The following is a 20,911-nucleotide window of genomic DNA, read 5'->3' on the forward strand; positions in this document are numbered from 1 at the left end:
CAGGAGAGCAATCCCATGGCTGAAGTTCTCGTCTACGTCGATCACGTGGACGGTGCCGTCCGCAAGCCCACGCTGGAGCTGCTGACGCTGGCCCGCCGTATCGGCGAGCCGGTCGCCGTCGCCCTTGGTGCCGGTGCCGAAAACACGGCTGATGTGCTGGCCGAGCACGGCGCCGTCAAGGTGCTCACGCACGAGGCGCCGGAGTACGCCGACTATCTGGTGGTGCCGAAGGTGGACGCGCTGCAGGCCGCCGTGGCCGCCGTGTCCCCGGCCGCCGTGCTGGTGCCCTCCTCCGCCGAGGGCAAGGAGATCGCCGCCCGTCTGGCTTTGCGCATCGGCTCGGGCATCATCACCGACGCCGTCGACCTGGAGGCCGGTGACGAGGGCCCGGTGGCGACCCAGTCGGTGTTCGCGGCGTCCTTCACCACCACCTCCCGGGTGTCGAAGGGCACCCCGGTGATCACGGTCAAGCCCAACTCCGCCGCGGTGGAGCCGGCCGCGGCCGCCGGTACGGTCGAGACCCTCGCGGTCACCTTCTCGGAGCAGGCGAGGGGGACGAAGGTCACCGGCCGGACCCCGCGCGAGTCGACCGGGCGTCCGGAGCTGACCGAGGCCGCGATCGTGGTCTCCGGCGGCCGGGGCGTCAACGGCGCCGACAACTTCGCGGTCATCGAGGCCCTCGCCGACAGCCTGGGGGCCGCGGTGGGCGCCTCTAGGGCGGCGGTGGACGCGGGCTGGTACCCGCACACCAACCAGGTCGGCCAGACCGGCAAGTCCGTCTCGCCGCAGCTGTACATCGCCAACGGCATCTCCGGTGCCATCCAGCACCGGGCGGGCATGCAGACCTCGAAGACGATCGTGGCGGTCAACAAGGACGCCGAGGCCCCGATCTTCGACCTGGTCGACTACGGCGTGGTCGGCGACCTCTTCGACGTCGTCCCCCAGCTCACCGAGGAGATCAACACCCGCAAGGGCTGATCACCGGACGGCTGTACGAGGCCCCCGCGACCGCACGAACGGTCGCGGGGGCCTCGTCTCACTTCAGGCGCAGCGAGACCTGGACGGGGAAATGGTCGCTGGGGTACTGGCCGTTGAGCGAGGACGTGTCGATCGACGCCTGTTCGACCTTGACGGTGGGGGAGACGAAGATCCAGTCGATGCGCTCGCCGTTCGGCTGCGGCGGCCGGTACCTGGGATGGAACGTCCCATACAGCGGCCCGCGCCGGGCCGCCGCGTCCCAGGCGTCGACGAGTCCGGTGCCGACCATCGTGTCGTAGGCGCGGTTGGCATGCGCGTAGGCGTTGAAGTCGCCCGTCACCACGACCGGCAGCGCGCCGCGGAGCCGGGCGATCCGCTGGACGATGAGGGAGGCGGCCCGTTCGCGCGCGTGCTGGCTCGCGTTGTCGAGGTGGGTGTTGAGGACGATGAACTCCCGGCCGACGGCGCTGAGATCGCGGAACCGCACCCAGGTGGCGGTGCGGGGCGTGTCCCCGCCCCAGGTCTCCGAACCGAGCACGTCCGGGGTGTCCGACAGCGCGAACGTGCCGTGCTCGACGGGCGAGAGGCGGCGGGTGTCGTAGAAGAGGGCCGTGGACTCGTCTCCGCTGATCCGTTCGCGACCGGTGCCGATCCAGGCGTAGTGCGGGGCGAGATCGGACTCGATGTCGCGCAGTTGCCGGTAGAGGCCCTCCTGGGTGCCGAAGACATCGGGGGCGGCCGCGCGGAGCAGCCGCCTCATCGCGGGGCGGCGGTCGGCCCAGCTGTTGGGTTCTTCCGTGCTGGCGAACCGCAGGTTGAACGTCATCACGCGCAGATCGGGGACCCGGTGCCCGGTCACCGGGGCGCGGCGGACCCGGGGCGCCTCCGCCGAGGCGGACGGGGCGGAGACCGCGGCCGCGCTGGACAGGGGGAGGGTGACCGCCGCCGCCAGCAAGGCCTTGAGGCCCAGTCGGCGGGGGACTCGGTGCGGGTTGGGCACGGGGGCTCCTTCGGTCGCGAGGCCAAACGAACGCCCGTCGGGGCGAGTTGTGTGTCAAGCAGTGTGATACCCGGGTGTGAGTGGGGCGTGAACATGCCGAGGTGACGGCGTGGCCGGGTGTGGACATGGTGTTGACCATCCCGAGGTGCCCGGATACCTTCGTTCTACGGATTGTTGATTCCGTAGAGCGGAAAACAGGAGGGCATCGGATGGGCCAGGGCCAGCAGGAGACGGTGGCGACGAGCCTCGCGGGCGCTGTCAGCGAGGAGATCAGTGCCTCCCTCGCCCCGGTCGACGCCGAGTTGGAGCGCCGCTACCCCGGCGACCCCGGCACCCGCCAGCCCGTCCACACCGTGTACGTCCCCGGGGACGTCTTCGCCGCCGACACCATCCGCTCCTGGGGCGACCGGGCGCTGGCCGCCCTCGACGAACACGCCCCGGACGCCCCCTCCTTCGCCGCGGTCCTGGGTCTGTCCGACGAGCTCGCCGAGCCCGTCTACGCACGCGTGCGCGCCAAGTTGGAGCGCGAGCCCGTGGAAGACCTGCGCGTGGACTTCGAGGACGGCTACGGACTCCGCCCGGACGCCGAGGAGGACGAGACGGCGGCTCGCGCGGCCCGGCTGATCTCCGAGGCGTACGAGAAGGGGACCGCCGCGCCGTACATGGGCATCCGCATGAAGTGCATGGAGGCCGCGGTAAGGGAGCGGGGCATCCGTACCCTCGACGTCTTCCTCACCGGCCTGATGCGCGCGGGCGGACTGCCCCAGGGGCTGGTGCTGACGCTGCCGAAGGTGACGTACGCCGAGCAGGTCACCGCGTTCGCACGGCTGCTGGAGGAGTTCGAGAAGGCCCACGGCCTGGAGGCCGGACGGATCGGCTTCGAGATCCAGATCGAGACCAGCCAGGCCGTCCTGGCCACCGACGGCACCGCCACCGTCGCCCGGATGATCCAGGCCGCCGAGGGGCGCGCCACCGGACTGCACTACGGCACCTTCGACTACAGCGCCTGTCTCGGCGTCTCCGCCGCCCACCAGGCGAGCGACCACCCGGCCGCCGACCACGCCAAGGCGGTGATGCAGGTCGCGGCGGCCGGCACGGGGGTCCGTGTCTCGGACGGCTCGACCAACGTGCTGCCCGTCGGCCCGACGGCGAAGGTCCACGACGCCTGGCGCCTGCACTACGGCCTGACCCGCCGCGCCCTCGCCCGCGCCTACTACCAGGGCTGGGACATGCACCCCGGCCACATCCCCACCCGGTACGCGGCCGTGTTCGCCTTCTACCGCGAGGGCTTCGAGCAGGCCGCCGCCCGGCTCGCCCGGTACGCGGGCCGGGTCGACGGCGACGTCATGGACGAGCCCGCCACCGCCAAGGCCCTCAGCGGCTATCTGCTGCGCGGCCTGGACTGCGGCGCCCTCGACATCGCCGAAGTGGCCCGGCTGACCGGTCTGACCAGGGCCGACCTGGAGGGCTTCGCGGCGCCGAGGCGCGGCGACCTCACCGTCTCCGGCACGTAGCAGACCCTCACAGCCGTCACCGTCGCCTGAATGCAGCGCGAGGCGCGCGCCGCGGCCCGGGTGCGGCATCACAGGGTCGCCGCCGTGCACGACATCCGGGGCGGCGACAACGATCAGCCGGTCCCCGGGCTCCCGGTCTGCTGATCGCGCACGTACCGCTCCAGCCCCGAGGCCGTGACCAGCTTCTCCTCGGCGAACACCCGGGTGCCCCGCTCGCACAGCCGCACATCCGCACGGGCCCGTGCACAGAACTCCTCGGGCGTCACACCGAACAGGTCCCTCAAGCGGGCCGATCCCACGAGGAGTTCGGTCAGCAGCTCCCGCTGTCCGGGATGGGTCCGTGGCGCCGGGGTGCCGTTGTGCAGGACCCCGCGCCGGTTGACGTAGACGTACACGCCGGGCAGCCGCGTGCCGTCCTCCAGTTCGATCGCCACCTCCGGTGACGGCAGCCAGGCCCGCCGGAAGTTGCCGTACGGCAGCGGTACGCCCTCGCTCGCGTCGATCACCGCCAGCTGCTCGGCGTCCAGCCACGTCACGAACAACTCCCGCACAGTGTCCGGTGCCAGGAACGGGGCCGCCGAGACATACCCGAGGCGGCTGACGTGCGCGGAGACGCCGACGTCGATCCCGGTGACGTACGCCTTCACCATCGGGACGGGCGAGGTGATCCCCGACTCGGCCATCTTGGCGCGCAGTTGGCCGGGGCAGCCGTTGGAACCCACCGCCAGGACCGGCACGCGGTCCTCGTCGTGCACGAGCCGGTCCAGCGGCAGCAGATGGTCGCCGGAGAGCAGTCCGGACTCCGTGGGCCACGCGCCCGGGTAGAGCAGGGGATGGTCGCGCGGGGCCTTCGCCAGGCCCAGCGCTTCGAGTGTTCGCTCCCGCATGGCTGACTCAGTCCGCCGGCGGCAGTTCGCCCGATCCGCGGGTGATCAGCCGGGTGGGCAGCTCGATGCGCTCCGGCGTGATCAGGTCGCCGTCCAGCTGGCGGAAGAGCCGCTCCGCGGCGGTACGGCCGAGTGCCGCCGCGTCCTGCGCCACGACCGTGACGCCCGGCTGGAGCAGATCGGCGAGCTCGAAGTCGTCGAAGCCGACGAGGGCGACCGGGCGCTTGTGTTCGGCGAGGACGCGTACCGCGGTGACGGTGACCCGGTTGTTGCCCGTGAAGATCGCCGTGACCGGGTCCGGCCCGGACAGCATCTCCTCGGCCGCCCGCCGCACCCGCTGCGGATCCGTGACGCCCAGGGACATCCAGGCGTCCGCCACCTCGATGTCCGCGTCCTCCATGGCGGCCCGGTAGCCGCGCAGGCGCTCGGCGGCGGTGTGGATGCGGGGCATGTCACCGATGAACCCGATCCGGCGGTGGCCGTGGGCGATCAGATGGGCGACGCCGTCCCGGGCGCCCCCGTAGTTGTCCGACAGGACGACGTCCGCGTCGATCTTCCCGGCCGGACGGTCCACGAACACCATCGCGACGCCCGCCTTGATCTCCGGCTCCAGATAGCGGTGGTCGTCCCCGGCCGGGATCACCACCAGCCCGTCCACCCGCCGTGCGCACAGCGCCAGCGCCAACTCCTGCTCACGGTCGGGGTCCTCCGCGCTGGAGCCGTTGATCAGCAGGGCGCCGTGCGCGCGGGCCACCTCCTCGACCGCGCGGCTGAGGGGGCCGTAGAACGGGTCGGCGAGATCCTCCAGGACCAGTCCGATGCTGGCGGTACGGCCCTTGCGCAGCACGCGCGCGCTGTCGTTGCGGCGGAAGCCCAGCGCGTCGATGGCCTCCTGCACCCGGCGCTCCGTCTCGGGGGTGACGCCGGGCTCGCCGTTGACCACGCGGGAGACGGTCTTCAGCCCGACTCCGGCGCGCGCGGCAACGTCCTTCATGGTCGGACGGTTGCCGTAACGGCTCCCGGAAAGGCGGTCTGTACGGCGGGCGGTCTCGGGCACGATGCGCTGTCCTGTCCTGTCTCGTCCATGGGGATGCGTCGGACCATGAGTTTGTATGAGGATGTGGCGTCGAGCATAGAGCCTGGACAACGTTGTCATATGCGAGAGACACTGTACAACGCAATCTCCGGCCTGCGTCCCCACCGCCAGACCGGCCCGCACTTCTCCGTGGCGGAGGGGGAACTCCCCCGCGCCGACGGGGATCCGATTGGTTGACCGGGAGATCCGACACAGATGCAGACCGACCTCGTGGCCGCGCTGGACATCGGCGGCACCAAGATCGCCGGGGCGCTGGTGGACGGCCACGGCCAGATCGTGGTGCGCGCCCAGCGCGCGACGCCCGCGCAGCAGGACGGCGAGACCGTGATGGGCGCCGTGGCGGACGTCCTGGGCGAACTCACCGCCTCGCCCCTGTGGGGGCACGCCACGGCCCTCGGCATCGGCAGCGCCGGACCGGTGGACGCCTCCGCGGGCACCGTCAGCCCGGTCAACGTCCCGGGCTGGCGCGAGTATCCGCTGGTCCAGCGGGTGCGGGACGCGGCCGGCGGTCTGCCGGTCGAGCTGATCGGCGACGGCGTGGCCATCACGGCGGCCGAGCACTGGCAGGGCGCGGCCCGCGGCCACGACAACGCGCTGTGCATGGTGGTCTCCACCGGCGTCGGAGGCGGACTCGTCCTGAACGGTCAACTCCACCCCGGCCCCACGGGCAACGCGGGCCACATCGGCCACATCAGCGTGGACCTCGACGGGGATCCGTGCCCGTGCGGTTCGCGCGGCTGCGTGGAGCGCATCGCCAGCGGACCGAACATCGCCCGCCGTGCGATCGAGAACGGCTGGGTGCCCGGCCCGGACGGTGACACGTCGGCGGCCGCCGTGGCCGCCGCCGCCCGGGCCGGCGACCCGGTCGCCCTGGCCTCCTTCGAGCGGGCGGCGCAGGCGCTCGCCGCCGGGATCGCGGCCACCGCGACCCTCGTCGAGATCGACATCGCGGTGATCGGCGGGGGCGTGGGCAAGGCGGGCGACGTGCTGTTCACCCCGCTGCGCAAGGCCCTCCGCAGCTACGCGACCCTCTCCTTCGTGCAGCGGCTGGAGATCACACCGGCCCAGATGGGCACCGACGCCGGACTGGTGGGAGCGGCCGCGGCCGCGCTCGCCAAGCGGGCGGACGCGGCCGCGGTCTGAGCGCCCAGGGGGCGCTCTCAGGGCCTCGGAGGGCAGGAACGTTCAGGCGGGGGCCGTGAACTCCCCGAGCGGGCTCAGCGGCCCGCCTGAACGCCTTGTGGGCGGCCCTGCCCGCGGCAGCAGCGGCTCACCCCTCCGCCGTAGGAGCCCCACGAGGGATCAGCAGGTCAGCCGTGCGTCCGCCCAGTCCGCGTGGTCGGAGTCGTTGCCGTCGCCGCCGTCGGTGACGACCAGACGGACCACCTGGGCACCGGTCACGTCCGCGGTGAGCGGCTGGGCCGGCATCGCGTTGGTCAGGACGCCGGTCGAGGCGACCTTGGTCCCGTCGGCCCACACCTCGAAGGCGACGGTGCCCTTGGCGCCCTTCTCGTCGTCCACGCCGACGTCCGCGGTGAGCGTGGCGCACGTCTTGCCGGTGTAGAACTCGACGTCGCCGTCCGCGTGGACACCGAGCCCCTTGGCGTACACCACGCCGCCGAGGGTGATCGGATGCCCGTCGCCCGCCTTGCTCTCGCCGTTGCTGGTGTTGCGCTCGACCGGCCCGTAGCCGTTGGTGGCCGACAGCCACGGCAGATCGCCGAGGGACGAGGTGCCCGCGGGCGGAGGCACGACGACGGACACCGTCAGCGGGACCGCGCTGTCGACGCGGGCACCGGTCGGCGAGCGGTAACTCGCCTTGAGGTTCAGCGCGTACGACCCCGTCGGCGTCCCCGGTGGTGCGGTGACCGACCACTTGGTGCGCAGGGAGCGGCCGGTCGGCAGGACGAGGGCCTTGGCCGGGGAGGTCGCGCGGACGGTCCAGCCGTCGGGTCCCGTGAGGCCGGCGGACACGAGGGTTGCGGGGGTGCGGCCCAGGTCCGTCACGACCGTGGTCAGCGCGGCCGGTTCGCCCGCCTCGAGCAACGGGCTGCCGTCCAGGCCGGTTTCGACGGCGGGCGGGTGCAGCGCCCAGGCGCGGTCGGCGAAGACCCGTACCAGGACCGTGCCGTGCGCCGGGACGGTCGCGGAGATGGTGCCCGCGGTGTTGTAACTGCGGTGCTGCCACAGGTCGCGCAGGGTGTAGGCGGGAGCCTCGGGCAGGCCGACGGCCGCGGCGGTGGTGGCGATGTGCTGGGCGGAGTCGGACTCGTTGAAGAGGGCCACCGTGCGGCTGCCGTCCTTCATCTCCTTGGCGACGACCCAGCGCCCGCCCTCGGAGGAGACGACCGTGCCCTGCTTGCCCAGCGGATCCTGGTCGACGGCGACGACCTCCTTGTTGTCGAGGATGTCGAAGGTCGCCGGAGTGGCCTTGCGCAGGTCGGAGCCGATGAGCAGCGGCGCGGCCATGATCGACCACATCGAGAAGTGCGTGCGGTACTCGGTGTCGGTCATGCCGCCGTTGCCGACCTCCAGCATGTCCGGGTCGTTCCAGTGCCCGGGGCCGGCGTACGGCGCGAGCGGCAGGTTCTTCTTCAGAATCCCCAGCATCGAGCCCCAGTTGTCACTGATGTCACCGGTGGTGCGCCACAAATGGCCCACGTCGGCGGCCCATTCCCACGGTTTGTTCTGGCCCCATTCGCAAATGCTGTAGACGATGGGCCGGCCGGTCGCCTTGAGGGCGTCCCGCATGGTCGTGTAGCGCAACTTGGCGTCCACACCCTGGTTGTTGCAGTTGTCGTACTTGAGGTAGTCGACGCCCCAGTCCGCGAACTGCTGGGCGTCGCTGTACTCATGGCCGAGCGCCCCCGGGAAACCGGCGCTGTTGCAGGTCTTGGTGCCCGCGCTGGTGTAGATCCCGAGCTTGAGTCCCTTGGAGTGCACATAGTCCGCGACCGCCTTGATCCCGTCGGGGAAGCGGACCGGATCCGGGACGAGCCTGCCGTTGTCGTCCCGGTTCGGCAGCGCCCAGCAGTCGTCGAGGTTGACGTACTGATAGCCGGCGTCCTTGAGGCCCTTCTCGACGAAGATGTCCGCGATTCCCTTGACCATGGACTCGTTGAAGTCGGCACGGCAGTGCGTGGAGTTCCAGTTGTTGAAGCCCATCGGCGGGGTGAGGGCGAGACCGTCCGCCAGGGTGGGTGCGGCGGGTCCGGCGGGGGGTGCCGCGAGGGCCGGCGCCGCGAGTCCGGCCGCGCACAGGAGGCCCGCGGCGAACGCTCCGACCACTCTTCGGCGGGTTGTGCGGGGGTGAAGGTGACGCATCGTTACGTTTCCTCCGAACACGCGAAAGGTAGGAGGACATCATGTCCTCGTCATCGGTGCGCGTTTACGGTAAGTCGTGTCGGACTGTGTTGGAAGAGATGAGGTAACGGTTGTTCGGTATCCCGTCAGAACCCTTGACGCCAAGGCCACACGGAGGTGAGATCCAAACCACGCGTTCGGTTGTGTGGGGTGGCAACCCGAGGAGGGGGACATGGCGCAGTCATCGTTCGACCGGTTGGCCCAGTCCAATGACCAGGCAGGTCATCGGATGTCCCGGCGAAATCTCTTACGCGGTGCGGCCCTCGGTGCCGGCGCGGTGACACTGCCCGCCCTGCTGTCGGCGTGCGGGAGCGGACCCGGCGGCGACAAGAAGGAGGTCTCCGTCGGCTCCAACGCCTCGGACGCCGTACCGAAGAAGGCGTACGCCGCCGCCTTCCAGGCCTACGAGAAGAAGTCCGGGAAGAAGGTGAAGGTCAACACCAAGGACCACAACGACTTCCAGGAGAACATCAACCGCTATCTGCAGGGCACCCCCGACGACGTCTTCATGTGGTTCGCCGGATACCGCATGCAGTACTTCGCGGAGAAAGGCCTGCTGACCGAGATCAGCGATGTCTGGAAGACGTTCTCGGGATTCTCGGACGCGTTGAAGGCGCAGTCCACGCACGACGGCAAGCAGTACTTCGTGCCGTACTACTACTATCCGTGGGCGGTGTTCCACCGGAAGAGCCTCTTCCAGCAGAAGGGGTATCAACAGCCCGCCAAGTGGGACGACTTCATCGCCCTGGCCAAACAGATGCAGAAGGACGGCAATCCGGTCGCTTTCTGCGACAAGGACGGCTGGCCCGCGATGGGCACCTTCGACTACATCAATCTGCGGCTGAACGGCTACGACTTCCACAAGTCCCTGATGGCGGGCGAGGAATCGTGGACCGACACCAAGGTGAAGAACGTCTTCGACACCTGGCGCGAACTCATGCCGTACTACCAGAAGGGCGCCCTCGGCCGGACCTGGGAGGAGGCCGGGCAGAGCCTGCAGCAGCGCAAGACCGGCATGGCCGTCTTCGGCATGCCGCACCCCGGCACCCAGTTCCCCGAGAACGAGCGGGACGACATCGACTTCTTCGCCTTCCCCGAGATCGACCCGCAGTGGGGCCAGGACGCCGTCGAGGCCCCCATCGACGGGTTCCTCGTCGCGAAGAAGTCCAAGAACCTCACCGGCGCGAAGGACCTGCTCAAGTGGCTGGGCAAGCCGGAGGCCGAGGACACCTACCTCACCTACGACCCCAACAACGTGGCCGTCAACTCCGGCGCGGACACCTCCCACTACAGCGCCCTGCAGAAGAAGTCCGCACAACTCGTCTCGCAGGCGAAGCAGATCTCGCAGTTCCTGGACCGCGACACCCGCCCCGACTTCGCGTCGACCGTGATGATCCAGTCGATCCAGGACTTCATCGGCAACCCGAAGGACGTCGACGGGCTGTGCAACAGCATCGAGCGGCAGAAGAAGTCCATCTTCTCGCAGCCCGTCGGCTGATCACTGGGGGACAGGTTTCCGTGGCGCTCACCTTCCCGCGACGCGCCGGACGACGGCGGCGCCTGCGGCGGTTCACCCGTCGCGACGCCGTCGTCCTCGGCGTGCTGCTCGGCATCCCGATCCTGCTCGACCTCGCCATCGTCTGGGGCCCGACCCTCGCCTCGATCGGCCTGTCCTTCACCGCCTGGGACGGCATCGGCGACATCCACTGGGTCGGCCTGGACAACTACCGGAACCTGGCGGACAACTACCCGCCCTTCTGGCCGGCCGTCCGCCACAACGTCATGTGGCTGCTCTTCCTCGGCCTGATCGCCACGCCCTTCGGCCTCTTCCTGGCCGTGCTGATCGACCGGGGCGTCCGCTTCAGCCGCTTCTACCAGTCCGTCATCTACCTGCCGGTGGTGCTCTCGCTCGCGATCGTCGGCTTCATCGCCCAGCTGATCCTCGGCACCGACCAGGGCGTGATCAACACCATCCTCAACAACCACGACGATCCGATCGACTGGCTGGGCGACTCGCACCTCAACCTCTGGATGATCATGATCGCGGCCGGCTGGCGGCACGTCGGCTATGTGATGATCCTCTACCTGGCCGGCCTGAAGTCCGTCGATCCCGCGCTCAAGGAAGCGGCCGCCATCGACGGCGCGAACGAGCGCCAGACCTTCTTCCGCGTGGTCTTCCCGACCCTGCGGCCGGTCAACGTCATCGTCGGCGTCATCACGGTGATCGAGGCGCTGAGGGCCTTCGACATCGTCTACGCCGTCAACAAGGGCCGCAACGGACTGGAACTGCTCTCCGTTCTCATCACCGACAACATCATCGGCGAGGCCAGCCGCATCGGCTTCGGTTCCGCGATCGCCGTCGTGCTGCTCGTCGTGTCGCTGGGATTCATCGTGACGTTCCTGGTCCAGGAGCTGCGAGGTGCGCGCGAGCGATGACCGCAGACATCCGCACCACCGCACCCGTGCCCCGCACGGCCCCCGACCCGGCCCCGCCCGTGAAGTCCCGCCGCCGACGCGGTCGCTGGGGCGTGCACATCTTCCTGACGGCGGTCTCCCTCGCGTTCCTCGCGCCCCTGCTGCTCGCCGTCTACGCGAGTCTGCGCCCGTACGAGGACACGGCGCAGCACGGCTACCTCTCCTGGCCGAAGCACCTGTCCTTCGACTACTACCGCCGGGCCTACACCGAGTCCGGCATGGGCAAGTACTTCACCAACACGCTGATGATCGCCGTACCGGCCGTCGTCGTGACGCTGTTCCTGGCCGCCTTCGTCGCCTTCGCCGTCTCCCGCCTGAGACTGCGCGGCGGGATCGTGCTGCTGATGTTCTTCACGGCGGGCAACCTGCTGCCGCAGCAGGTGATCGTGACGCCCCTGTACGTGCTGTTCAACAAGATCCCGCTGCCCTGGTGGATGTCCGACTCACTGACGATGTACGACTCCTACTGGGCCGTGATCATCGTCAACATCGGCTTCCAGGTGGGTTTCTGCGTCTTCGTCCTCGCCAATTTCATGCGCACGCTGCCCCAGGAGATCCTGGAGGCGGCGATCGTCGACGGCGCGGGCGTGTGGACCCAGTTCTGGCGTATCACCCTGCCCCTGTGCCGCCCGGCCCTGGCGGCCCTGGCGACGCTGGAGTTCACCTGGATCTACAACGACTTCCTCTGGGCCCTGATCTTCATCTCCAACCCGGACAAACTGCCGATCACGTCGTCCCTGAACAACCTCAGGGGGCAATTTTTCACGGACTACAACCTCCTGGCCGCGGGCTCGGTCCTCGTCGCGCTCCCGACCATCCTGGTGTTCCTGCTGCTCCAGCGGCACTTCATCGCGGGACTGACCCTGGGCTCGACCAAGGGGTGAGCCCGGCGGGCCGCGGTCAGCCGTCCGCGAACCTCCGGGCGAGGTCACGCAGACGGTCCGCGGCCCGCCGTACCTGCTCCCCGGGGACGGTCGTCCCGGGCGAGCCCGCCAGACGTTCGAGCCGTTCGGCCTGCCGCAGATGCTCGACCGCCGCGTGCTCGCGGCAGGGCAGACACGTGACGCTCTCCGGCCGCCGAGAGGTCATGGCGTACGGCACCCGCTGCCCGCAGCCCGTGGTCACCGTGCTCGGCGGGTCCCCCACCAGGCCGAAGGTGGCCGCCAGCATGCCGCGTACGTCCGGGCCGTCGCGGAGCATCCTCGTGTCGACATGGATGTGCCCGTCCGTGCCGTCCATGCGTCCTCCCGCCGCGTCTCCTCACCGGACATGCCCAGGATGCGTGACCCCGATCCGTCTCCGGCAGTTGATCCGGTCATGAAGAAGCGCAGCATGATGGCCATCGCCTCCCTCGCCACCGGCTTCGTCGTCGCGGCGATCAGCCCCTCGCACAGCGGCGACCACCAGGTCCTCGGTGACCACCAGACCCTGGGCGACCTGAGCCCCGAGGGGGTCGTCGACACGGTCACCCACACCGTCGGCGACGACAGCCTCGCCGACACCGGCAAGGCCCTCGGCTGACACCGACGGCGGACCGTGGCGCCGGCGCCCCCGGACAGGGGCACCGGCGCCCCCTCATGTGCGCCCTCAACTGGGGCTGGTTTCCGTGGCAGGGTGAAGCGGGCAAGCCTCAGGGGGCCAACACAAGAGGGGGAGTCCGTGATCGTCTGGATCAACGGCGCGTTCGGTGCGGGAAAGACGACCACCGCACGGGAGCTGATCGAACTGATCCCGAACAGCACGCTCTTCGACCCCGAGGTCATCGGCGGGGGACTGACACACCTGCTGCCTGCCAAGCACCTCGCCGAGGTCGGTGACTACCAGGACCTGCCGATCTGGCGGCGCATGGTGATCGACACGGCGGCCGCCCTGCTCGCCGAGCTCGGCGGAACCCTCGTGGTCCCCATGACCCTGCTGCGCCAGGAGTACCGCGACGAGATCTTCGGCGGCCTCGCCGCCCGCAGGATCGGCGTCCGGCATGTCCTCCTCACCCCGGCCGAAACGATCCTGCGGGAGCGTATAGCCACCCGGGAGGTCCCGCCCGACCTCCCCGACGGCGAGATACGCGTACGGCAGTGGTCGTACGACCACATCGAGCCGTACCGCGGCGCCCTCGACTCCTGGCTCACGGCGGACGCCTATCCCGTCGACAACGGCACGCTGACGCCGTACGAGACGGCGGTGCGGATCGCGGAGGCGGTCAGGTCGGGGGAGGCAGTGGAATGTGACATAGTACAGACCCCCGAACCCACCGCCGAGACCCTCGCGGCCGGCGTCCTGCTCTTCGACGAGCAGGACCGTTTCCTCCTCGTCGACCCCACCTACAAGCCCGGCTGGGAGTTCCCCGGCGGGGTCGTCGAACCCGGCGAGGCGCCCGCCCGCGCGGGTATGCGCGAGGTCGCCGAGGAGACCGGGATCCACCTCGTCGACGTGCCGCGGTTGCTGGTCGTCGACTGGGAGGCGCCCGTGCCGCCGGGATTCGGCGGGCTGCGGCTGCTGTTCGACGGCGGCCGCCTCGACTCCGCGGAGGCGGCCCGGTTGCTGCTGCCGGGGCCGGAGTTGCGTGAGTGGCGGTTCGTCAGCGAGGCCGAGGCCGCCGACCTGTTGCCGCCGGTGCGCTACGAGCGGCTGCGCTGGGCGCTGCGGGCCCGCGAGCGCGGGGCGGCGCTGTATCTGGAGGCGGGCGTCCCGATGGGCTGAAGCCCACCTCCGGGCCACCGGGCGCCTGCCACTACGCGGAGAACGTGGAGCTGTTGTAGGCGAGGCGGAGTTCCTCGTACGGGTAGGGGGTGAGCCTGCTCTCGGTCCGCAGCCGGCCGAGGAAGCCGTTGAAGACGGCGGTGAGCGTGGCGTCCCGCGCGATGATCGCGGCGGCCGCCTCGGGGACGCCGTCGGCGTGCGCCCCGACCGCGCAGGCCCGTACGAAGGCCTCCCGCTCCTGCCGGTCGTAGCCGTACAGGGCGGTGACGAGCCAGTTCACCAGGTACGCCCGGGAGTAGGCGAGGTCGTAGTCGCGGTGCCGGTCGAAGAAGGCGCGCTCCTGCCGGGCGAGCCGGAAGCGGGGGCCGAAGGCGAGGCCGTGGTCGGAGAGGTAGAACTGGTCGCCGTCGGTGAGGATGTTCTGGAAGTGCACGTCGAAATGCAGGAGTTCATGGTCCCGGAGGAAGGCGGTCACCTCACGCAGCCACTCGTCCACCCGGGCGCAGGTGCGATCCGCCTCCCCGGTACGCACCCGTGCGTCGAACCAGTCGTGGAGGGTGTGCGGGACGTACTCCAGGAACAGGGTGAGGCTGGAGGCCGCCGTGCGCAGGGCGTCGAGGCGCTCGCGGACCTGGGGTGAGCCGCCCCAGTACGCGACCGTCCCTTCCACGTCGGCCAGTTCCTCGGGAAGCGGCCGCACGGCGTCCGGCAGCACCCGCCAGTGGTGCATCAGCGGGAACCCCGGGAAGCGGTCGGCCAGCGCCCAGTTCGTCGTCATGGCGTGCGCGGCCAGCTCACGCCAGGCGCCGAAGCCCGGGCTGCGGCCGGTGCCGTAGTGGCAGCCCGGCGGCAGCTGGAAGAGGTTCCCGGTGGAGCGGGCGTTCTCGGGCCGCAACTCGACGTCGGTGACCGGCACCCGCTTCACGAACACCCGCCGGCCCGCCACCTCGACCAGCGTCGAGCGTCCGCCGATCCCGACACCGAGGGGCGTCCCCGACTCGACCAGGTCCGCCAGCTCGCGGTCGCCGAGCAGGGACAGGGCGGTGGCGATCTCGGCGTGAGCGGTACGGCGTGCGGCAACGGACATGCCCTCCATGGTCAGGGTGACAGCGGGTACCTGTCCGCCGATCGGCGAAGTGTGGTGGCCGCGTGGCCGATCACCGGATCCCCGTGCCCGAAGCAGGCCGTGTCGGAGTCGAGCTCCGCGAGACGGTGGAAGGACCTGACGGCGCGGGCCCGGTCGAGGTTGAAGACGCCGGGCATCACGGTGCCGTCGGGCGGGGCGGCGGCCACCGCGTCCCCGGTGAACAGCACACGGTGGCGCGGAAGATGGAGCGCGATGCTGCCGTCGGTGTGGCCGGGCACGTGGACGACGTGCGCTCCGCCGCCGAAGTCGAGGACGTCACCGTCGGACAGCTCGCCCACCTTCGCGGGGCGCGGCCAGGGAACGCGGGGGAGGCGCCGGGCCGCCCGCGCATGCACCGGGCGCTCCCAGTCCTCCAACACCGGGGGTGCGCCCGGGAGTTCGCCCCGTACGACGGGCGCGTCCAGATGGTGGGCGAGCACCTGCGCGCCGCACCGTGCGGCCAACTCGCCCGCTCCGCCCACGTGATCCTCGTGGAAGTGGGTCAGCACGATGCGCCGTAGTCCGCCGAGGACCTTCGCGACGGCCGCCGCCGAGCCCGGCGGGCCCGCGTCGATCATCGTCAACTCCTCCCCGTCGCGCCACAGATACGCCTGGCCGACGGGGAAGCGGAGGAGATGGAGGCGGGGGAGAAGCTCGACGACGTCCATGAGGCCGACCGTAGAAGGGCCCCCGCCCGGCGGCGAGGGCCCTCGGCTGTCGGCAGAGCGGCTCAGCTCGCGGCGTAATTGCGCAGGAACAGCGCCTCGGCGACCGACAGACGCTCCAGCTCCTCGGGCGACACGCTCTCGTTGACCGCGTGGATCTGGGCCTCCGGCTCGCTCAGACCGATCAGCAGGATCTCCGCGTCGGGGTAGAGGGAGGCGAGGGTGTTGCACAGCGGGATGGAGCCGCCCTGACCGGCGTACTGCATCCGCGCGCCGGGGTAGGCGACCGCCATGGCCTCGGCCATCGCCGCGTACGCCGGGCTGGTCGTGTCGGCGCTGAAGGGCTGGCCCTGGCCGACCTGTTCGACGCTCACCCGGGCGCCCCACGGGGTGTGGGCCTCGATGTGGGCCTGCAGCAGCTTGGTCGCCTCGGCCGCGTCCACGCCCGGCGGGACGCGCAGGCTGACCAGGGCGCGGGCACCCGCCTGCACGGACGGGGTGGCGCCGACGACGGGCGGGCAGTCGATGCCGAGGACGGTGACGGCGGGACGCGCCCAGATGCGGTCGGCGACGGTGCCCGAACCGATCAGCTCCACACCGTCGAGCACCTTGGCGTCCCGGCGGAACTGCTCCTCGTCGTACTGCAGTCCCTCCCAGCGGTTCTCGGCGGTCAGCCCGTCCACGGTCGTCGAGCCGTCCTCCGCGCGCAGCGAGTCGAGGACGCGGATCAGCGCGGCCAGCGCGTCGGGAGCGGCGCCGCCGAACTGGCCGGAGTGCAGATTGCCCTCCAGGGTGTCCATCCGGACGCGGACCATGGTCATGCCGCGCAGGGTGGAGGTGACCGTCGGCAGCCCGGCGCGGAAGTTGCCCACGTCGCCGATGACGATGGTGTCGGCGGCGAGCAGTTCCGGGTGCTCCTCGGCGTAGCGCTCGAGACCGCCCGTACCCATCTCCTCCGAGCCCTCGGCGATCACCTTGACGTGCACCGGGACGCCGCCGTTCGCCTTCAGGGCGCGCAGCGCGAGCAGGTGCATGATCACGCCGCCCTTGCAGTCGGCGGCCCCACGCCCGTACCAGCGGCCGTCCCGCTCGGTCAGTTCGAACGGCGGGCTCGTCCACGCCGTCTCGTCCAGCGGCGGCTGCACGTCGTAGTGGGCGTAGAGCAGGACGGTCCTGGCGCCCTCGGGGCCGGGCAGGCAGCCGTAGACGGACTGCGTGCCGTCGGGGGTGTCGATCACCGCCACGTCCTGGAAACCCTCGGTGCGCAGGGCGTCCGCGACCCAGTTCGCGGCGCCCTCGCTCTCACTGCGGGGGAACTGGTCGAAGTCCGCCACCGACTTGAAGGCCACCAGCTCCGCGAGCTCGCTCTTGGCCCGCGGCATCAGCGAGGCGACGGTCTCGGCGACCGATTTCGACGACATGGGCACGCTCCTCGTGGGTGCGACGTTGTACGTGTGGATATGGGGATCCTCCCACAGTGGCCTGCGGCGACGTCCGCCGTAGGATGCGGGGGACAGGTGCGGCCTAGCCTTGATCGGAGCAGCGGACCATCGTGAGCGGCGACAACTCTTCGGCGGACGACGTGCAGCGGGTGTGGGACGTCGTCGTGGTGGGCGCGGGACCCGCGGGGGCTTCGGCCGCCTATGCGGCGGCGGTCGCGGGGCGGCGCGTGCTGCTGCTGGAGAAGGCCGAGCTGCCCCGCTACAAGACCTGTGGCGGCGGCATCATCGGCCCCTCGCGCGACGCGCTGCCGCCCGGTTTCGAGCTGCCCTTCCGGGACCGGGTGCACGCGGTCACCTTCTCCAACAACGGCCGCTTCACCCGTACCCGCCGCTCCAAGCAGATGCTGTTCGGGCTGATCAACCGCCCGGAGTTCGACCAGCAGCTGGTGGAGCACGCCCAGAAGGCGGGCGCCGAGCTGCGTACGGGCGTCACCGTGCAGCGGGTCGAGCAGCACGGCTCGGCGGTGCCGGACCGGCGCACGGTCGCGGTGGTCCTGCAGGGCGGGGAGACGCTGCTCGCGCGGGCCGTCGTCGGCGCGGACGGCAGCGCCAGCCGGATAGGGGCGCACGTCGGGGTCAAGCTCGACCAGGTCGACCTCGGTCTGGAGGCGGAGATCCCGGTGCCGGAGACCGTCGCCGAGGACTGGCGGGGGCGGGTGCTGATCGACTGGGGGCCGATTCCCGGCAGTTACGGCTGGGTGTTCCCCAAGGGGGACACGCTGACGGTCGGTGTGATCTCGGCGCGGGGCGAGGGCGCCGCCACCAAGCGGTACTTGGAGGAGTTCGTCGGCCGGCTCGGGCTCGCCGGTTTCGAGCCCAGCATCTCCTCGGGGCATCTGACCCGGTGCCGGGCCGACGACTCCCCGCTGTCGCGGGGGCGGGTGCTGGTGTGCGGGGACGCGGCCGGGCTGCTGGAGCCGTGGACCCGCGAGGGCATCTCGTTCGCGCTGCGCTCGGGCCGGCTCGCCGGCGAGTGGGCGGTGCGGATCGCCGAGGCGCACGACGCGGTGGACGCCCGGCGCCAGGCGCTGAACTACGCGTTCGCGATCAAGGCCGGGCTCGGCGTCGAGATGAGCGTCGGCAAGCGCATGCTGATCGCGTTCGAACGCCGCCCGGGCCTCTTCCACGCGGCGCTGACCGGTTTCCGGCCCGCGTGGAACGCGTTCAAGGAGATCACGCAGGGAGCGACGTCCCTGGGCGAGCTCGTCCGCACCCACCCCTTCGCCCAGCGGGCCCTGACCGCCCTGGACCGCCGCCCGGTGACCGCCGAGCCGGTGGAGACCACGGAGGCGGAGACCACCGAGGTCGGCTCCTGACGGTGATCCGAGGCCCCCGGGCGGGCTCGGAGGCCGCGCGCCGCGGAGGGCGTGGTCACTTGGCGGTCTCGATGCGGAAGACCGGGTGGTCGGGGGCGATGCGGCGCAGGTCGGTGTCGGGGGAGTCGGGGCCGACGCCGCCGAAGAAGACGCCGACCTCGGCCTTCCAGCGCTTGAGGTAGGCGCGCAGCAGGGGGACCTTGTCGTCGTCGGCGACCTCGGTGGCGGTGAAGACCTCCACGTGCTTGCCCAGGCGCAGCTCGCCGCCGCCGGCCGCGCGCATGTTGTGCGTCCACTGGACGTGCCCGCGCGGCGCGAGCAGGTACTGCTGTCCGTCCACGACCAGCAGGTTGACGGGGGTGGTCCGCCACTCGCCGCTCTTGCGGCCGCGGACCGCGAGGACCCGGGAGCCCCAGATGCTGATGCCGCGGCGGGTCATCCAGGCGACGGCGCGGTTGAAGACGTTGACGGTGAACCAGCCGGGCTTCTGGACGTGCGTGGACATTGGGGACCCCCATCGTGGAGTAGAGCGGGGAGAGCGCTGCTCGCTTTTGTGAGCACTGCTCTCGCTTGATGACGAGTCTGCACCCGATCGGTGCTCCAGTGCAAGAGCAGTGCTCTCTTTTTTGTGCACCGCTCACATCTGTGTGCACTGCTCTCGTTCCCATGGGACACTGTCCTCCATGAGCACCGCACACAGCGCCCGCGCCCGAGCCAGGATCGAAGTCACCGCCGCCATCAAGGACGAGGCGCGCAGACAGCTGGCCGCGGAGGGTGCCGCGAAGCTCTCGCTGCGCGCCGTGGCCCGTGAGCTCGGCATGGTCTCCTCCGCCCTCTACCGCTACTTCCCCAGCCGCGACGACCTGCTGACCGCGCTCATCATCGACGCCTACGACTCGATCGGCGAGGCCGCCGAAGCGGTCCGCGACACCGCCTCCCAGCCGGTCGAACGATGGATCGCCGTCTGTGAGGCGGTACGCGCCTGGTCCCTCGCGCACCCCCACGAGTACGCCCTGATCTACGGCTCCCCGGTCCCCGGCTACATCGCCCCCGACACCACGGTCCAGCCCGCCGCCCGCGTCGGCCTCGTCCTCATCGGCATCGTCCGCGACGCCATCAGGGGACCGGGCGTGCACTTCCCCCCGCTCTCCGCCGAACTGCGCCCCGAGGCCGAGCGCCTCGCCGCCGACATCGCCCCCGACCTCCCGCCGGAGGTGTCGGCGGCGCTGGTCGCGGCCTGGGCACAGCTGTTCGGCCTGGTCGGCTTCGAACTGTTCGGCCAGTTCAACCGGGTCGTCGAGGACCGGGAGTCCTTCTTCCGGCACGCGGCGGGGCAGCTCGCGCGGGGGGTGGGGCTGCGGTGAGCGCGCCCGGCGGGCGTACTTCCCGGGGAGTACCCGTGATCACCCCGCCCGGCTGACGCTCGGGCGGCCCGCGGGCGTCTAGCGTGGCGGGCATGGAGGAGCAGCGGGTGCGCGGGGCCGGGCCGCCGTGGTGGTGGCGGCAGGGGCCGCCCTGGCCGGGGCGCGGCGGGGAGGAGCCTGGGTCGCGGTGGCCGTGGCGGTCCACCGTGGTGATCACCGTCCTCGTCCTCGTCGGCTCCCAGTTCGCGGCTCACCAGCAGCACGGCTCGCGCGCCTCGCTCGATGTCTTCGCGCGCGTGCTGCTGCTCGTCGCGTCGGGTCTGCTGCTGTGGCGGGGGCGCCACCCGGTGCTGGTCGTCTTCGGTACGGCGGCGGCCGCGATGGTGTATCTCGGCGCCGGATATCCGTACGGGCCGGTCTTCCTCGCCGTGGTCGTGGCCTGCTTCCGTGCCGTCGTCGCCGGGCACCGGCGGGCCGCCTGGACGGCGCTGGCGATGCTGTGGGCCGGGCACATGCTGGTGGCGCACTGGCTCTACCGGTGGCTGCCGCCCTCCGGTGACTCCGCGGCCTCCTGGGCGAGCGAGGGGGTGATCGCCGCGTGGGTGGTGGCGATCGTCGCGCTGGCCGAGCTCACCCGCACCCGGCGCGAGCAGTGGGCCCGCGAGCGTGCCGAGCGGGCCCAGGCGGCCCGGCGCCGGGCCGACGAGGAGCGGCTGCGGATCGCCCGCGAGCTGCACGACGTCCTCGCCCACAGCATCTCGGTGATCAACGTCCAGGCCGGCGTGGGCCTCGCCCTCCTCGACACCGACCCCGAGCAGGCCCGCACCGCGCTGACCACCATCAAGGCCGCCAGCAAGGAGGCCCTCGGCGAGGTCCGCCAGGTCCTCGACACCCTGCGCACCCCCGGAGACGCCCCGCGTGCCCC

Annotated in this window: 20 protein-coding genes; 11 read left to right on the forward strand and 9 right to left on the reverse strand. The window is 71.1% G+C overall.

All coding sequences use genetic code 11. The annotated features are described in order from the left end of the window. Positions 1–15 precede the first annotated feature (15 nt). On the forward strand, positions 16–978 hold the full coding sequence (locus tag GRC12_RS03250; RefSeq protein ID WP_208777170.1) for an electron transfer flavoprotein subunit alpha/FixB family protein: 963 nt from the start codon (positions 16–18) through the stop codon (positions 976–978). Positions 979–1,036: 58 nt separating this feature from the next. Here GRC12_RS03250 and GRC12_RS03255 read toward each other — a convergent pair whose 3' ends face one another. After that, positions 1,037–1,978 carry an endonuclease/exonuclease/phosphatase family protein gene (locus tag GRC12_RS03255; protein ID WP_208777172.1) on the reverse strand — a complete coding sequence of 314 codons (942 nt, stop codon included), beginning with the start codon at positions 1,976–1,978 and terminating at the stop codon, positions 1,037–1,039. 209 nt (positions 1,979–2,187) lie between these two features. Between GRC12_RS03255 and GRC12_RS03260 the strand changes: the two genes are divergently transcribed. Continuing rightward, complete coding sequence (locus tag GRC12_RS03260; RefSeq protein ID WP_208777175.1) at positions 2,188–3,492, forward strand: DUF6986 family protein; 1,305 nt, start codon at positions 2,188–2,190, stop codon at positions 3,490–3,492. Positions 3,493–3,605: 113 nt separating this feature from the next. Here the strand turns inward: GRC12_RS03260 and GRC12_RS03265 are convergent, their stop codons facing one another. Continuing rightward, complete coding sequence (locus tag GRC12_RS03265) at positions 3,606–4,379, reverse strand: hypothetical protein (RefSeq protein WP_208777177.1); 774 nt, start codon at positions 4,377–4,379, stop codon at positions 3,606–3,608. A 7-nt stretch (positions 4,380–4,386) separates the two neighbouring features. Beyond that, positions 4,387–5,436 carry a LacI family DNA-binding transcriptional regulator gene (locus GRC12_RS03270; RefSeq protein ID WP_208777179.1) on the reverse strand — a complete coding sequence of 350 codons (1,050 nt, stop codon included), beginning with the start codon at positions 5,434–5,436 and terminating at the stop codon, positions 4,387–4,389. 234 nt (positions 5,437–5,670) lie between these two features. On the opposite strand from GRC12_RS03270, the gene GRC12_RS03275 reads away from it, so the two are divergent. Then, positions 5,671–6,618: an ROK family protein gene (locus GRC12_RS03275; protein WP_208777182.1), complete on the forward strand. Its 948-nt coding sequence runs from the start codon at positions 5,671–5,673 to the stop codon at positions 6,616–6,618. A 159-nt stretch (positions 6,619–6,777) separates the two neighbouring features. Here GRC12_RS03275 and GRC12_RS03280 read toward each other — a convergent pair whose 3' ends face one another. Then, positions 6,778–8,799: an NPCBM/NEW2 domain-containing protein gene (locus GRC12_RS03280; protein WP_208777184.1), complete on the reverse strand. Its 2,022-nt coding sequence runs from the start codon at positions 8,797–8,799 to the stop codon at positions 6,778–6,780. Positions 8,800–9,067: 268 nt separating this feature from the next. On the opposite strand from GRC12_RS03280, the gene GRC12_RS03285 reads away from it, so the two are divergent. Genes GRC12_RS03285 through GRC12_RS03295 form a run of 3 tightly spaced genes read left to right on the forward strand, consistent with a single transcriptional unit; the run spans position 9,068 to position 12,197 of the window. Beyond that, a complete protein-coding gene (locus GRC12_RS03285; protein ID WP_208777208.1) occupies positions 9,068–10,336 on the forward strand; it encodes an ABC transporter substrate-binding protein in 1,269 nt (422 codons plus the stop codon). 20 nt (positions 10,337–10,356) lie between these two features. Beyond that, the gene (locus GRC12_RS03290; RefSeq protein ID WP_208777186.1) at positions 10,357–11,274 is read left to right on the forward strand and encodes a carbohydrate ABC transporter permease; all 918 of its coding nucleotides are present in this window, start codon (positions 10,357–10,359) and stop codon (positions 11,272–11,274) included. Beyond that, the gene (locus tag GRC12_RS03295; RefSeq protein WP_208777187.1) at positions 11,271–12,197 is read left to right on the forward strand and encodes a carbohydrate ABC transporter permease; all 927 of its coding nucleotides are present in this window, start codon (positions 11,271–11,273) and stop codon (positions 12,195–12,197) included. The genes GRC12_RS03290 and GRC12_RS03295 overlap by 4 nt, the downstream gene beginning before the upstream one ends. 16 nt (positions 12,198–12,213) lie before the next feature. Here the strand turns inward: GRC12_RS03295 and GRC12_RS03300 are convergent, their stop codons facing one another. Next, positions 12,214–12,552: a hypothetical protein gene (locus GRC12_RS03300; protein WP_208777188.1), complete on the reverse strand. Its 339-nt coding sequence runs from the start codon at positions 12,550–12,552 to the stop codon at positions 12,214–12,216. A gap of 78 nt (positions 12,553–12,630) precedes the next feature. Between GRC12_RS03300 and GRC12_RS03305 the strand changes: the two genes are divergently transcribed. After that, on the forward strand, positions 12,631–12,834 hold the full coding sequence (locus GRC12_RS03305) for a hypothetical protein (RefSeq protein ID WP_208777189.1): 204 nt from the start codon (positions 12,631–12,633) through the stop codon (positions 12,832–12,834). Positions 12,835–12,972: 138 nt separating this feature from the next. Further along, positions 12,973–14,013, forward strand: coding sequence for an NUDIX hydrolase (locus tag GRC12_RS03310; RefSeq protein ID WP_208777190.1), 1,041 nt, complete (start codon positions 12,973–12,975; stop codon positions 14,011–14,013). Positions 14,014–14,044: 31 nt separating this feature from the next. Here GRC12_RS03310 and GRC12_RS03315 read toward each other — a convergent pair whose 3' ends face one another. From GRC12_RS03315 to GRC12_RS03325, 3 genes are all read right to left on the reverse strand, one after another. After that, positions 14,045–15,100: a protein kinase family protein gene (locus GRC12_RS03315; RefSeq protein WP_208777191.1), complete on the reverse strand. Its 1,056-nt coding sequence runs from the start codon at positions 15,098–15,100 to the stop codon at positions 14,045–14,047. Between the two features lie 11 nt (positions 15,101–15,111). Further along, on the reverse strand, positions 15,112–15,807 hold the full coding sequence (locus tag GRC12_RS03320; RefSeq protein WP_208777192.1) for an MBL fold metallo-hydrolase: 696 nt from the start codon (positions 15,805–15,807) through the stop codon (positions 15,112–15,114). A 62-nt stretch (positions 15,808–15,869) separates the two neighbouring features. Beyond that, entirely contained in the window at positions 15,870–17,225 is a 1,356-nt protein-coding gene (locus GRC12_RS03325; RefSeq protein WP_208777194.1) for a dipeptidase, read from the reverse strand. A gap of 131 nt (positions 17,226–17,356) precedes the next feature. Between GRC12_RS03325 and GRC12_RS03330 the strand changes: the two genes are divergently transcribed. Beyond that, on the forward strand, positions 17,357–18,622 hold the full coding sequence (locus GRC12_RS03330; protein ID WP_208777196.1) for a geranylgeranyl reductase family protein: 1,266 nt from the start codon (positions 17,357–17,359) through the stop codon (positions 18,620–18,622). Between the two features lie 55 nt (positions 18,623–18,677). Here the strand turns inward: GRC12_RS03330 and GRC12_RS03335 are convergent, their stop codons facing one another. Beyond that, positions 18,678–19,127 (reverse strand): nitroreductase family deazaflavin-dependent oxidoreductase, encoded by a 450-nt coding sequence (locus GRC12_RS03335; RefSeq protein WP_208777198.1) that lies wholly within the window; start codon positions 19,125–19,127, stop codon positions 18,678–18,680. 178 nt (positions 19,128–19,305) lie between these two features. Between GRC12_RS03335 and GRC12_RS03340 the strand changes: the two genes are divergently transcribed. Both GRC12_RS03340 and GRC12_RS03345 read left to right on the forward strand, forming a co-directional pair. Beyond that, positions 19,306–19,986 carry a TetR/AcrR family transcriptional regulator gene (locus tag GRC12_RS03340; protein WP_208777201.1) on the forward strand — a complete coding sequence of 227 codons (681 nt, stop codon included), beginning with the start codon at positions 19,306–19,308 and terminating at the stop codon, positions 19,984–19,986. Between the two features lie 92 nt (positions 19,987–20,078). Further along, the coding region (locus tag GRC12_RS03345) for a histidine kinase dimerization/phosphoacceptor domain-containing protein (protein ID WP_208777202.1) at positions 20,079–20,911 on the forward strand (833 nt) is incomplete at its 3' end.

The organism is Streptomyces griseorubiginosus (genome assembly GCF_017614965.1).
Taxonomy (GTDB): Bacteria; Actinomycetota; Actinomycetes; order Streptomycetales; family Streptomycetaceae; genus Streptomyces; species Streptomyces griseorubiginosus_B.